Consider the following 13,587-nt stretch of genomic DNA (forward strand, 5'->3'; position numbering starts at 1 on the left):
CCTTCTAAGGAAACCCTTATTACATCATTCCGCCCATACCGCCCATGCCGCCCATATCAGGCATACCGCCGGCTTTTTCCGGCTCAGGCTTGTCAGCGATAACCGCTTCGGTAGTCAGGAACATAGCCGCTACGGAAGCTGCGTTCTGCAGCGCGGAGCGTGTTACCTTGGCAGGGTCAACGATTCCGGCTTCGAACATGTTCACCCATTCGCCGGTTGCAGCGTTGTAGCCAATGCCTACAGCTTCTTTCTTCAGACGGTCCACAATAACGGAACCTTCTTCACCGGCATTCGCAGCAATTGTGCGGATCGGCTCTTCCAGAGCGCGCAGAACAATGTTCACACCTGTTCTTTCATCGCCAGTTACGTTAACAGCAGCAACAGCGTTATATACGTTCACAAGGGCTGTACCCCCACCGGATACGATACCTTCTTCAACCGCAGCGCGGGTTGCATTCAGGGCATCTTCGATGCGGAGCTTACGCTCTTTCAGTTCAGTTTCAGTAGCAGCACCGACTTTGACAACGGCTACGCCGCCAGCCAGTTTAGCCAGACGCTCCTGCAGTTTTTCTTTGTCGAACTCGGAAGTTGTTTCTTCCAGCTGGGAGCGGATTTGGCTTACACGTGCGTTGATGTCTGCCTTGTCGCCGCTTCCGTCAACAATAGTAGTGTTTTCTTTGGTTACGCGCACTTGACGGGCGTTACCCAGTTGCTCGATGGAAGTGCTTTTCAGATCCAGTCCAAGCTTCTCAGTGATCACTTGGCCGCCTGTCAGAGCAGCGATATCCTGCAGCATAGCTTCACGGCGGTCGCCGAAGCCAGGAGCCTTAACGGCTACAGCATTGAATGTTCCGCGCAGCTTGTTCACGATCAGCATCGCCTGAGCTTCGCCTTCGATGTCTTCAGCGATGATTACCAGCGGACGTGCCTGTTGAACGATCTTCTCCAAGAGCGGAAGAATTTCCTGCGTACTGCTGATTTTTTTGTCGGTGATCAGGATATACGGGTTATCCAGAACAGCCTCCATCTTGTCAGTATCTGTAATCATGTAAGGGGAGATATAACCGCGGTCGAACTGCATACCTTCAACCACTTCAAGCTCAGTCAGGAATCCGCGGGATTCTTCAACAGTGATAACACCGTCTTTGCCGACTTTTTCCATAGCTTCAGCGATCAGCTGGCCCACTTCATCATCAGCGGCAGAGATAGCTGCTACTTGTGCGATAGCTTGGGAATCCTCGATCGGCTTAGCAATGTTCTGCAGTTCTGCAACAGCTGCTTTCACTGCCTTGTCGATCCCCTTACGGATAACCATTGGGTTAGCGCCTGCAGTTACGTTCTTCAGACCTTCGCGGATCATCGCCTGAGCCAGAACCGTTGCAGTTGTAGTACCGTCACCGGCTACATCATTAGTCTTGGTAGCTACTTCTTTAACGAGCTGTGCGCCCATGTTCTCGAAGGCATCTTCGAGTTCGATTTCTTTGGCGATGGTTACACCATCGTTAGTGATCAGCGGGCTGCCGAACTTCTTCTCAAGCACCACGTTGCGGCCTTTTGGACCCAGTGTAACTTTTACTGCATTTGCCAAAGCATCAACCCCGCGCAGCATCGAGCGGCGAGCATCTTCACTGAACTTAATTTCTTTTGCCATTGTATAGTTAACCTCCTAATATAATTTGTGAATGTATTCTGAATCGTTTAAGACTAGTCAAGAATCGCGTGGATGTCGCTTTCTTTCATAATCAGATATTCTTTGCCTTCGTATTTGATTTCAGTTCCGGCATATTTTGAGAAAAGCACACGGTCGCCTTCTTTCACTTCCAGCGCTACACGGACTCCGTCTTTCAAAGCTCCGCTGCCTACAGCGATAATAGTACCTTCTTGCGGCTTCTCTTTGGAAGAGTCTGGAAGCACGATCCCGAAAGAAGTGGTTTCCTGCTGCTCGCTTGGTTCTACCAATACGCGTTCACCTAGTGGTTTAATCATGAAAAAATAGCCTCCTTTGAAATTATGTGTTTTGCCTTGAAAACATAGATAGAGCTGCGGGGATCTGCGCCATCAGCATTCTTAAAGGAATGCGCTCCGGCCAATCCCGGTTTTTCAGCAGCGTTAGCACTCAACCCTCTGTAGTGCTAACAACAATTTTTATGATACTCAACTTGAAGACGGATTTCAAGTCCTTTTACACAAAATCGTATTTGTTTTTGCCAAAATTATGGTTTCAGCGCTTGTCCGGCACACACACTCCTACATTCTATCCAGCAAGGGGCATATTATGCTCCCTTCCCGCTAATCTGCCTTCACATACTGTGACTCCCGCTTAGCGTCCTCAGCCAATTGCCTGCGGTAGACGAATGCGGACAAGAACACACTGAATTCGTACAGCACCAGCAGCGGAATTGTCACCAGAAAGTCCGAGATGAAATCAGGCGGCGTAATGACCACAGCTATGAATACAAGCGCGAAATAGGCATAACGGCGCATCTTGCGCAGGCGCAGCGGGTTCAGCACCCTGAGCTTGGTCAGGAACATGACAATCAGCGGCAGCTCGAAGAGCAGGGCCAGCGGTATCACCAGACTGAACATGAAATTGAAGTATTCGGCGATGCCGTAGGTCTCCTCAAGCCCCATATTCCGCGTAATCGAGATGGTGAAGGATAAGGCCATAGGGAACACTATGTAATAGGCAAAAGCAATGCCGGCAATAAACAACACAAACACATAAGGCACATAACGCAGGGCAGCGCTCCGCTCCACCGGCCGCAAGCCGGGGCTGATGAACGCCCAGAGCTGAAAGACGATAAACGGCACGGAGAAGACCAGTGAGACCGCCATTGCGATCTTCATATACATCCCGATTCCGTCCCAGAAGGAGAACGCATGCAGGACGAAGCCCTGCGCAGCATCGGCGCTGATCAGATACAGATAGATTGGTTTGGCGACGAATAAGCCCAACACAAGTCCGGCCACGAACACAATCAGCACGTAGATAAGACGCCTGCGCAGCTCCGTCAGATGATCGACGAGGGACATTTCTTCCGCTTCCAGAGACATGACTGACACCACCCGGATTGATATATTAGCAATGGATAAGTTATCTTGTGAAACATATAAATTCTTATATTTCAAAAAAAGGGCGCCGCCCCAGTCTATAAGCAGACCTGGGAAAGACGCCCCTGCGTGGGAACCTTACAATTATTCCGGCAGACGGCGGTCCTGCGGAAGTTCTGCTGACACTGCCTGCGAGGCCGCAGGAGCAGGTGTCTCGCTCCGCTTGGCCGGTTCCGGCTCGTTCACAATCTCCCGCGCACCGTCCTTGAATTCACGGAAGGTACGCCCGACTGCCCGCCCCAGCTCAGGAAGCTTATTGGGACCAAAGAGCAGCAGCGCCAAGATAACCAACAAGATAATTCCAGGTGTGCCAATACCACCTAACATTCCGGTTTCCTCCCATCCTTCTGTCCGTTCATGACAATAGTTAACGATAAAATAATAATACCATAACTTATATCACACATCCATCGTCTATCCTGAACGATTTAGGCAAAAGTGAAGAGAGCAGAATCCGATTACTGGCGGTATTGCCCCGTAACCATTAACAGAGCTTCCGGCAGCTGATCCATAATTGCTGCCAGATTCTCATGTACCCCCTTCGGGGTACCGGGCAGATTGACAATCAGGGTTCTGCCGCGGATGCCGCAGATTCCCCGGAACAGCATAGCCGCGCGGTTCTTCTGCATCACCGTATTGCGCATCGCCTCGGAGAGTCCGGGCACTTCGCGTTCAATGACCCGCCGCGTCGCCTCCGGCGTAACATCGCGGATCGCCAGATCAGTTCCTCCGGTAGTCAGCACCAAATCCGCCTGGAAATAATCCGTAAGCTCAATCAATGCAGCAATAATCTCATCCTGCTCATCAGGCACGATCCGGTATTCAATGATCTCGCCGCCCAGCTCCTCTTCCACCAGCTCCCGAATTACCTGGGCGCTCGTGTCTTCCCGTTCGCCCCTGGCCCCTTTATCGCTGGCCGTCAGGATTGCTGTTTTCCACGCCATAGGTTGTCCCTCCCTCTCTATATACTATGTATATCCGGCTGCTGAAGCAGCTGCCGCTGCGCCTTCGGCTGTATCTTTCCCTGCTGCTGCTCTATTCTGCTTCCAGCACGTAATCCCCATTCTTCCCGCCGCTCTTGGACACCAGCATCGTAGGTCCGATAATCATGTCCTTCTGCAGCGCCTTGCACATATCATATACGGTCAGCGCCGCCGCCGATACGGCAGTGAGCGCCTCCATCTCCACCCCGGTCTTGCCGGTAGTGCTGACGGTTGCTTCTATATATAGTTCATCTTTGTTGTTATCCATGAAGCGGATATCTACTCCGGTAAGCGGCAGCGGGTGGCACATGGGAATCCAGCCCGAGGTCTGCTTCGCCGCCATGATTCCTGCAACCTGGGCTACCGCAAGCACATCGCCCTTGCGGATCGTTCCCGCCTTAATGGCGCTCAGCGTCTCCGGGGCCATGTGTACCCGGCTTCTGGCTGCCGCTGTCCGCTTGGTAACTTCCTTGTCGCTTACATCCACCATGCGCGCTCTGCCCTGCTCGTTGAAATGAGTTAATTCCATGTAGCTCTCTCCTTCCGGCAATCCCAGATGCCGTTCTCCGTAATCAGCAGATCCATTAGTGCATCATGCTCTTCAAGCGGTACTTCGGGTACCAGCTGGAGGCCGTAGGCCAGACCAATCCACATAGGCTTGACAGCCGTGCCGGGGACTCCGGCCTCCAAGGCGGTGTGCAAGCGGTCATAATATCCGCGTCCGTAGCCGAGGCGCCCGCCCCGCCGGTCAAAGGCCAGCCCGGGTACGAAGATGACCTCCGGCCAGCCGGTTCCCCGTCCTGCTTGCGCGATCGTTCCGGCAAGAGCAGCACTACCGGCCGGCGGCTCCATGATCCCGTAGGTTCCAGGGACAAGCTCATCCCAGGAGCTTATATGGTGAAGGCTTAAGTCCCCGCTCTCCCGGTTGACGCGGGGAAGCAGCACCTCGTGCCCTTCCGCCCACGCCGCCGCCAGAAGCGGGCGGCAGTCCAGCTCGGAGCGAAACGGCGCATACGCAAGCAGTGAAGCTGCGCCTTCCTGCGAGAACCAGCTCCAGGCATGAGCGCATACCCGGGCGGATAACAGCTCCCGCTGCTCCATGGGCAAGGTATCGCGGAGCGCGGTATTCCCGGAGCGAAGCTCACGCTTCCGCCCGGCAAGCTGCGTGCTGCTGTCCTGCATAGGCAGCCTCCTCCTTCACTTGTTCCTAGCTTATCATAGTTTGTAAGCTCAGTTTACCACTCTTCTCACTGGTTCGCCAAGGTTGATTCATTCCCCTTGTTAGGAGAATGGACCTCGCACGTCCAACCTTTTTCATGTAAACTGGAGAATAAGATTGGACAATCGCCTGGGCGCAAGCCGCCGAGGCCAATTTGCAAGGGCGGAGGTTTCATCAGAATGCTTCTTCAAGCGACAGGAATAACGAAATCATATGGTATACAAAGCGTGCTGGACGGCATTAACCTCATGGTGAACGAGAGGGAGAGAGTCGGGCTGGTCGGCGTCAACGGAGCTGGCAAATCGACCTTTCTGCAGATTCTTGCAGGTGAGATGTCTTATGACAGCGGACAAATTCATAAGTCTAAAGAGACTACGATTGGCTACCTGGCCCAGAACAGCGGCCTGCAGTCGGATAACACCATACAGGAAGAGATGCTCGCGGTATTTACGCCGCTGCTGGAGGCGGAAGCCGAACTGCGGCAGCTTGAGACGGATATTGCCGATCCCGCACTTGCCGAAGATCCGAAGCGGTATGAGGATCTGCTGGAGCGCTATGCCAGACGCTCCGACTGGTTCAAAGATCACGGCGGCTATGAGATTAATACACGCATCCGCAGCGTGTTGCACGGGATGGGCTTCGGGGAGTTCGCACCGGATACTCCAATCTCAACGTTAAGCGGAGGCCAGAAGACGCGTCTGGCACTGGCCCGCATCCTGCTTCAAGCGCCCGACCTGCTCATGCTCGATGAGCCGACCAACCATCTGGACATCGAGACGCTCACCTGGCTGGAGGATTATCTGCGCGGCTACGCCGGAGGCATCCTGGTCGTATCCCATGACCGGTATTTCCTTGACCGCCTGGTGACGACCATCGTGGAGATCGAGCGGCACCAATCGCACAGATACACAGGCAACTACAGCCGTTATATGGAGCTGAAGGCTGCGGAATACGAGATCCGTATGAAGCAGTATGAGAAGCAGCAGGATGAAATTTCGCGGATGGAGGATTTCGTGCAGCGCAACATTGTCCGGGCCTCCACCACCAAGCGGGCACAGAGCCGCCGCAAGGCGCTCGACAAGATGGAGCGCCTTGATAAGCCGCTGGGCGACCTGAAGAAGGCCAGCTTCTCCTTCGAGCCCGACTTCATGTCCGGCAAGGAGGTGCTGCAGGTCCGGGAGGTCGCTGTGTCCTTCACTCCGGAGGCTGCACCGCTCTTCCGCAATGCCTCCTTCGAGCTGCGGCGCGGCGAGACAGCGGCGCTGATTGGACCTAACGGGATTGGGAAGTCCACACTGCTGCAGTGTATGACCGGCACCCGCGAGCCTTCCCGCGGAACCGTGAACTGGGGAACCAAGGTGAAGATCGCCTATTATGATCAGGAGCAGACCCGGCTGAATCCGCGCAATACGGTGCTGGAGGAGCTGTGGAGTGAATATCCGATGCTGGAGGAGGCCAGAATCCGTACAATTCTCGGCAACTTCCTGTTCAGCGGAGAGGATGTACTTAAGAAGGTAGCCGCGCTGAGCGGCGGCGAGAAGGCCCGGGTGGCCTTGTCCAAGCTGATGCTGCGCGGAGCCAATATGCTGATTCTCGATGAGCCTACCAACCATCTGGATCTCGTCAGCCGGGAGGTGCTCGAATCGGCCCTGATCGATTTTGAAGGCACCCTGCTGTTCATTTCCCATGACCGTTATTTCCTCAACAAGATGGCTGAACGGGTACTTGAGCTGCACCCGGACGGAATTGATCAGTATTTGGGCAATTATGACGACTATATTGAGAAAAAACTCGAGCTCAAGGCAATTGCCGAAGAGGAAGCCGAGCTGGCCGCCGCCAAGTCCTCCCGCAGTGCCGACAGCGAAGCGATAGCGGCGGAAAAAGGCAGCTCCCTCTCCTATGAAGCGGAGAAGCAGGCCAAACGCGAGGAGCGGAACCGCCAGCGCCGCATCTCTGAGCTGGAGGAGAAAATCGCGAAGCTGGAGGAAGCCATCTCAGGAATTGAACATGAAATGACCAAACCTGAGGTGTATCAGGATTATATGGCGCTTCAGGACCATGAAGGTGAGCTTAAGGACAAAAAACGCGAGCTGGGAGATTTATTTAGCGAATGGGAGAAACTGGCTGAGGAATAATGTAAAAGCGGTCCAAAAAAAATTTTAACAGTTTCCAATTTGTTCAAATGTGGTTATCCACAGCTCCATCCACAGTTTCCGTGCATAACTATCGCCTAAAATTAGCCCTCCGGGGCTTTTTTCATGCGTAAAATGGCTGTTTTGCTTGTCAAGGACTTTTTATCCACCGAATTGTCCACATTATCCACAATTCTCACAATTCTGTTTCAGAGTATAACCTCTGGTTTATGGCGCTCGCAAAAAAGGCGTTATTGCTGATTTTACACGGTTTTTACACAACTCGTGCGGAATATGTGGATAACGTTGTCCACAGGTTGACAAATGCCGCATAAGGCAAAAATTCTGCTGGATAAAGCTCAAATTTCAGAGACAGGACAGCGGCGGAATGACCTGTTTCGGCAAGGTACGAGCCAGGTGCGGTACTATTCTGTTCATTAAATGGATTTTCTCCACTTGCTAAAGCAAGATTGTTCCCTACAGCAACAGCAGTTGGAGAAACTACATTTAATAGATCACAGTTGCGGCCCATGTGGCACAATTAGCACCATTAAATGCTGTTTTTCCACTTGCTTCGTTATATATCTCAGAAACCGGGAAATTAAGCTACGTTTCTCCAACTGTACTCTCTTTGCACGATAACTTTGACGGGTAACCCTCTCCTTACTCCTCCCGTTATATCCGCTTTACGCTCTCCCCTCCAATGCCCCTGTCCCGTCGGCTTCAAAAAAACGCATCTGCCAAGTCCGTAAAATCGGGCTTGGCAAGATGCGTTAGAGTCAAAGGCACTCTACCTGCTCCTGGTGCTGGTGCTCCTGATGCTTTGGACAACCCCGCTCTAGCTGTTCACCGCCGTGCCGGGAGAGGGCACCTCCGATTCCGACAGCAGCGCCGCATTGCAGGCGGCGATATAGGCAATGCCTGCGGCCATCACGATATCGTGATGGATGGCCGTGCCCCGGAACTTGGTGTCCTTCCACTCCACCATGACGGCCGCCTCGGCCTGGGCATTTCCGCCGCTGCCGAGCGAATGCAGCTCCAGCCCGTCGAAGCGGATATCCTCGGCAATCCCTTGCCCTATAGCGGCAATGATTGCTTCCAGCGGACCGTCTCCGGTGCTGGTCTGGGTCGTCTCTGCGCCGCTTCTCAGATGGCGCACCGTCACTGCGGCCACGCGGCGCGGCGCGCTGCCGGCCAGGACCTGGACCTCGCCGAGCGCATAGACCTGCGCCTGCTGTCCTGTGGTGCTGCTGACCATCCGCAGCAGCTCATCATCGCTGACGGCCTTCTGGCGGTCAGCCGTCTCCTTGAAGGATTCGTAGAGCGCGTCCAGCTCCGCCGAATCCAGGGCAATGCCGTACTTCGCGGCGCGGTCCTTCAGCGCATGCCGGCCGGAATGCTTGCCGAGAATAATCATACTGCGCGGGATGCCCAGACGCTCCGGGTCCATAATCTCGTAGGTGCTGCGGTCCTTCAGCAGACCATCCTGATGGATGCCGGATTCATGCTGGAAGGCATTGCGCCCGACCACCGGCTTGTTGAAGGCAATCGGGAAATGCATTGCCCCGCTGATCATCCGCGAGGTGTCATACAGCTTATCCAGCACGATTCCAGTCTCTGCTCCTATAGAGTCTCCGCGTGTCTCCAGCGCCATGACCAGCTCCTCCAGCGCACAATTGCCGGTCCGCTCACCCACACCGTTGACCGTGACCTCAATCTGTGTCGCGCCGCCTTCAATGGCCGCCAGGCTGTTGGCGACAGCGAGGCCCAGATCGTTGTGGCAGTGGGCACTGTAGATGACCTTGTCTCCGCCCCTGGCTCCAAGGCGCACCCGCCGGAACATCTCTCCGTATTCCTGCGGCAGCGCATAACCCACCGTGTCCGGCAGATTGATAATCGAAGCGCCCTCTTCAATCACTGCCTCGACCATCTCGATCAGATCGTCGATACCCGTCCGCGCAGCGTCCATTGCCGTGAACTCTACCACATCGCAGAACTGGCGGGCATAAGCCGTCATCTCTCTTGCAACCGCTACAACCTTGGGGCGGCTCATGCGCAGCTGATGGCGCAGGTGGATGTCAGAAGAGGAGATGAACAGATGAATCCGCCGCCGTGCGGCATCCCGGGTGGCCCGGACAGCGGCATCGATATCCCCCTTGACGGCACGTGCGAAGCCGCAGATCTCTACACCCTGAATCTTGCGGGAGATCGTCTCCACCGCAGCGAAATCACCCGGACTGGATACAGGGAACCCCGGCTCCATAACATCCACTCCCAGGTCCGCCAGCTTGCCGGCCAGAATAATCTTTTGCTCAGGAGTAAGACTGGCTCCCGGGGCCTGCTCCCCGTCGCGCAGCGTCGTGTCAAAAATCTGAATTCGTTTCTTTACCGGAATGATCATCGTAATTCCTCCTCTAATTAGGTTTATCTATAGATTTATCTAATGGAGAGCCGGCTCCTAAAAAACACAAAGACCCCCTGTCTCTTATAAAGAGACGGGGGGTCAGCCCTCCGCGGTACCACTCTTTTTGACGCATAGGCTTCCTGATGTACAGAAGTCCCGGCTGCGTCCAGCTTAGTATCAGATCTCACAGCTCCGATAACGGAAGCTCTAATGATCTGAAAGGTCCGGTAACGGGGACATCCGTAGCAGCGTACCTGTAGCTCTTTCCGCTGTTCCGCTCACGGGCGAGATTCGCCGGCCTCCGGTGTCTGCGTCGCACCTCCCCGCAGCTCTCTGTTCACCTTAGCCGTCTACTGCTCCCGATCCTTGCGTGTCATTCCTATATAACTTCTTAATAATTTGCACAAAAAAGCCCGCCGTCTCATTCAAGAGACGACAGGCTGTTCACTGTCGCGGTACCACTCTTGTTGATATCCGAACCCGCTACCTTCCAGCTGTTCTGCGATACCCACTCCATGTCTGCAAGGTTCCCGGAATGTTCACACTCCGCCAAAGCCCTGACTGACCACCCTCTCACGGAGGTTAACCGTAACGGTGTACCTAAGGTTGCCGGATTACATCCTGTACCGGCCATCGCTCCTGTTCAAGAGCTCCCCGCTTCCACCGCCCCGCTCCCGGACGAGTTCAGGCCTCCTTCGACTGCGTCGCACCTTCCCGCAGCTCTCTTATCCCGGAGTGACCTTACTGCTTCCGATCATTGCGTTTGTTCAAATATAAAGTAATTGAATTGAACTGATTATACCCGGCGGCTTCTGTAAAAGTCAATAGGCAGATACCGACCATTTCTCCAGCGAATAGCCGGGGTCGGCGACCATATCCAGCGGAATCCCGCCTTCATGTCTCCATTTCACATAAGCTGCGGCCCCAATCATCGCCGCATTATCCGTACAATACACGGGAGGAGGGATAATCAGCTCAATCCCTTCTGTCCCGCAGCGCCGGATCAGAGCTTCGCGCAGCCCCTTGTTCGCCGCTACCCCTCCGCAGAGCAAAAGCTGCTCCGCGTGGTATTCACGGACAGCCCGAATCGCCTTATCGACCAGCACTTCCACTACAGATTCCTGGAAGCCGCGCGCAATGCCCGCGACATCCGGCACAAGCCCCTTCATCTTGCTCTGGTTCACCGCATTCAACACCGCAGACTTCAGCCCGCTGAAGCTAAAGTCATACGAGCCCGGCTCCAGCCACACACGCGGCAGAGCGAAGGCTTCTTGCGCCTCATGCGCAAGCTTGTCCACATGCGGCCCTCCCGGATATGGGAAGCCCAGGGCACGGGCTACTTTGTCGTACGCTTCGCCGACGGCATCGTCACGGGTGCGCCCGATGATCCGGAAAGCTCCTTCCCGCTCCATATGCACCAGTTCTGTATGGCCCCCTGACACGACCAGCGTCATGCTCGGATACTTCAATTCCTTCACCAGCCGGTTGGCATAGATATGACCGGCAATATGATGTGTGCCGATGAGCGGCTTGCCCCAGGCCAGCGCCAGACTTTTGGCAGCTACGACTCCAACCAGCAGCGCCCCCACCAGTCCCGGACCCTGTGTTACCGCCACTGCCGTCAGCTCCTGCGGACGTACGCCTGCTACGCTTAAGGCTTCTTCAATGACCAGCGTTATCACCTCGACATGCTTGCGGGAGGCCACCTCAGGCACCACTCCCCCGAATGCCCGGTGGGTCTCAATCTGGCTGGAAATAATATTGGACAACACCTCACAGCCATCCTTCACTACAGCTACAGAGGTCTCGTCACAGCTGGTTTCAATCGCCAGAATCAATACAGGCTCCCTTGCGCCCGTGTCTGTCTTCATTTCAAGTCCACGCTTCCTTCCGTTGCAGCTTGCTCCCCGTACTCCGGCAGATCGGCCCACATGATGAGCGCATCCTCGCGGTTGTCCGAATAATAGCCCTTGCGGGTACCGGCAGGCTTGAAGCCTTTTTTGCGGTATAAATTCTGGGCCACCTCGTTAGAGACCCGTACTTCAAGCGTGATCGACTGCATGCCTAGATAAGCCGCCGTCTTCATCAGCTCGTCCAGCAGCCGCTCGCCCCATTTGCGCCCCCGGTAGGCCTCCAGCAGTGCAATGTTGGTGACATGCGCCTCATCGACAATCGCCCACATTCCGGCGTAGCCGATTAATTTCCCTGCCAGCTCCATCACCATATATTTGGCAAAATGATTGTGGGTCAGCTCGTTGCGGAAGGCTTCCTCTGTCCATGGCATGGTGAAGGCCTCCCGTTCAATCACAAGAATCTCAGGCACATCCTCCAGCCGCATCAGGCGAAAAACAAGCTCAGCCCCCTGAGCTGGTCTACGTTCCGGTTCGATCATCGTGTATTCAGGCTCCCTTCGCTGCTGCGGCGCAGATTCGCCTCAGCCTCCGACAGCTGCGTATAATTGGGAATCAGCGTATGCAGATCTCCGCTCTCTTCATAAAGGCCCGCTTCCGCCAGGAATCCGGTCCAGCGTCCTTCCAGCTCATAAGACAGCGCCTTGACATTCGCAGCGGCTTCCTTCAGCGGAGCCAGCATATCCGCACTTCCGTGCAGCGCTGTCTCGCCTACGAACCACAGGGTGTCCGGCAGATTGCCCTCAGCTGCGGCTGCTTTAAGCCGTACTGTCAGCTCCTGCACCCAGTCAGCCATCAGCCGGATAGCATCCGGCGCCAGCCGCCGGGGCGGCTTGTCCCCGTCCGCTGCGAATACAGCGGTGTACGCCTGTCCCCGCCGGGCATCGATCAGCGGAATGATCCAGTCTGTTCCTGCCGTGCCAAGCGCAGAAGCCGCGTGGTATCCGCCCCAGGCCAGCGCATGCAGGCTGGATACACCGGTAACCGGAACGTTCCAGGCCCAGGCCAGCGTCTTGGCTGCGGTCACAGCAATCCGGGTTCCGGTATAGGAGCCCGGACCGATCCCGACCGAGATTCCGCCGATTGTATCCGCCGTAGTCGCAGACGCCTGAAGCGCCTGCTCAATAATAGGCAGCAGATGAACCGAATGGTTCCGTTCCCCGGAAGCATTAATCTCATGCAGCAGCTCCCCGCCGCTTGTCACGGCCACTCCCAGAACTGCCGTTGCTGTATCCAGCGCCAAAAACCGCTTACGCGGCTCATTATTCGAGTTCGTCATGTTTTTTACCCCACTTCTGGATCAGCATCCGGCACACTTCGCCGTAAGGCTCTCCGATTCCGGTCACCGTAATCTCCCGCTCATCCGGGCCGGCGGTCTTCAGCTCTATATGGAGATGCTGCGGCGGCATCAGATCAGTGATGATTCGGCTCCATTCCACCAGACTCACACCCTGGCCGTAGAAATACTCTTCCAGCCCCAGCTCGTCCGCTTCCTGCAGCGAGATCCGGTATACATCCATATGATACAGCGGCAGACGTCCTTCATACTCTTTGATAATGGTAAAAGTAGGACTATTCACAATACCTTCCACACCCAAATGGCGAGCATAGCACTGCGAGAACGCCGTTTTGCCTGCACCTAAGTCCCCGTCAAGTCCGATAACCATCCCCGCCGATGACGCGGCAGCGATGGCGGCGGCAAGAGCCTCCGTATCCTGAAGGCTGAATGAACGGTAGGTAAACACCGTTTGTGTATTATTGTCCAAAGCTGCAACTACCACCTTTTTGAAGTCCCTTAACGGTTAACAATATCCTTAATTATATCGGT

General features: G+C 55.0%; 14 protein-coding genes and 1 other annotated feature. Of the genes, 1 reads left to right on the top strand and 13 read right to left on the bottom strand.

The features are described 5' to 3' along the window. Positions 1 to 19 precede the first annotated feature (19 nt). From groL to NSU18_RS14125, 7 genes are all read right to left on the bottom strand, one after another. Positions 20 to 1,651, bottom strand: a complete 1,632-nt coding sequence (gene groL, locus NSU18_RS14095; RefSeq protein WP_341019014.1) for a chaperonin GroEL — start codon at positions 1,649 to 1,651, stop codon at positions 20 to 22. 53 nt (positions 1,652 to 1,704) lie between these two features. Continuing rightward, positions 1,705 to 1,986 carry a co-chaperone GroES gene (gene groES / locus NSU18_RS14100; protein ID WP_036723192.1) on the bottom strand — a complete coding sequence of 94 codons (282 nt, stop codon included), beginning with the start codon at positions 1,984 to 1,986 and terminating at the stop codon, positions 1,705 to 1,707. A 303-nt stretch (positions 1,987 to 2,289) separates the two neighbouring features. Then, a complete protein-coding gene (tatC, locus tag NSU18_RS14105) occupies positions 2,290 to 3,054 on the bottom strand; it encodes a twin-arginine translocase subunit TatC (protein WP_341019013.1) in 765 nt (254 codons plus the stop codon). Positions 3,055 to 3,195: 141 nt separating this feature from the next. After that, a complete protein-coding gene (gene tatA / locus NSU18_RS14110; protein WP_341019011.1) occupies positions 3,196 to 3,438 on the bottom strand; it encodes a twin-arginine translocase TatA/TatE family subunit in 243 nt (80 codons plus the stop codon). Between the two features lie 131 nt (positions 3,439 to 3,569). Next, positions 3,570 to 4,055, bottom strand: a complete 486-nt coding sequence (locus tag NSU18_RS14115; RefSeq protein WP_341019008.1) for a MogA/MoaB family molybdenum cofactor biosynthesis protein — start codon at positions 4,053 to 4,055, stop codon at positions 3,570 to 3,572. A gap of 91 nt (positions 4,056 to 4,146) precedes the next feature. Further along, positions 4,147 to 4,623 (bottom strand): cyclic pyranopterin monophosphate synthase MoaC, encoded by a 477-nt coding sequence (gene moaC, locus NSU18_RS14120; protein WP_341019007.1) that lies wholly within the window; start codon positions 4,621 to 4,623, stop codon positions 4,147 to 4,149. Then, positions 4,614 to 5,276 carry a 5-formyltetrahydrofolate cyclo-ligase gene (locus NSU18_RS14125; protein ID WP_341019006.1) on the bottom strand — a complete coding sequence of 221 codons (663 nt, stop codon included), beginning with the start codon at positions 5,274 to 5,276 and terminating at the stop codon, positions 4,614 to 4,616. The genes moaC and NSU18_RS14125 overlap by 10 nt, the downstream gene beginning before the upstream one ends. Positions 5,277 to 5,492: 216 nt before the next feature. On the opposite strand from NSU18_RS14125, the gene NSU18_RS14130 reads away from it, so the two are divergent. Further along, the gene (locus tag NSU18_RS14130) at positions 5,493 to 7,448 is read left to right on the top strand and encodes an ABC-F family ATP-binding cassette domain-containing protein (RefSeq protein WP_341149322.1); all 1,956 of its coding nucleotides are present in this window, start codon (positions 5,493 to 5,495) and stop codon (positions 7,446 to 7,448) included. Between the two features lie 271 nt (positions 7,449 to 7,719). Here NSU18_RS14130 and NSU18_RS14135 read toward each other — a convergent pair whose 3' ends face one another. From NSU18_RS14135 to tsaE, 6 genes are all read right to left on the bottom strand, one after another. Next, entirely contained in the window at positions 7,720 to 7,977 is a 258-nt protein-coding gene (locus tag NSU18_RS14135; RefSeq protein ID WP_341149323.1) for a hypothetical protein, read from the bottom strand. A 306-nt stretch (positions 7,978 to 8,283) separates the two neighbouring features. Continuing rightward, positions 8,284 to 9,846, bottom strand: a complete 1,563-nt coding sequence (locus tag NSU18_RS14140; protein WP_341149324.1) for a 2-isopropylmalate synthase — start codon at positions 9,844 to 9,846, stop codon at positions 8,284 to 8,286. A gap of 87 nt (positions 9,847 to 9,933) precedes the next feature. Further along, positions 9,934 to 10,225: a binding site (T-box leader), on the bottom strand. 445 nt (positions 10,226 to 10,670) lie between these two features. After that, the gene (tsaD, locus tag NSU18_RS14145) at positions 10,671 to 11,720 is read right to left on the bottom strand and encodes a tRNA (adenosine(37)-N6)-threonylcarbamoyltransferase complex transferase subunit TsaD (protein WP_341019000.1); all 1,050 of its coding nucleotides are present in this window, start codon (positions 11,718 to 11,720) and stop codon (positions 10,671 to 10,673) included. Then, entirely contained in the window at positions 11,717 to 12,241 is a 525-nt protein-coding gene (gene rimI / locus NSU18_RS14150; RefSeq protein WP_341018999.1) for a ribosomal protein S18-alanine N-acetyltransferase, read from the bottom strand. Before rimI ends, tsaD begins: the two co-directional genes overlap by 4 nt. Further along, positions 12,238 to 13,038, bottom strand: a complete 801-nt coding sequence (gene tsaB, locus NSU18_RS14155) for a tRNA (adenosine(37)-N6)-threonylcarbamoyltransferase complex dimerization subunit type 1 TsaB (protein ID WP_341149325.1) — start codon at positions 13,036 to 13,038, stop codon at positions 12,238 to 12,240. Before tsaB ends, rimI begins: the two co-directional genes overlap by 4 nt. Beyond that, positions 13,022 to 13,525, bottom strand: coding sequence for a tRNA (adenosine(37)-N6)-threonylcarbamoyltransferase complex ATPase subunit type 1 TsaE (tsaE, locus tag NSU18_RS14160; protein ID WP_445321804.1), 504 nt, complete (start codon positions 13,523 to 13,525; stop codon positions 13,022 to 13,024). Before tsaE ends, tsaB begins: the two co-directional genes overlap by 17 nt. Positions 13,526 to 13,587 lie beyond the last annotated feature (62 nt).

This window comes from Paenibacillus sp. FSL H8-0048 (assembly GCF_038002825.1).
GTDB lineage: Bacteria > Bacillota > Bacilli > Paenibacillales > Paenibacillaceae > Paenibacillus_AQ.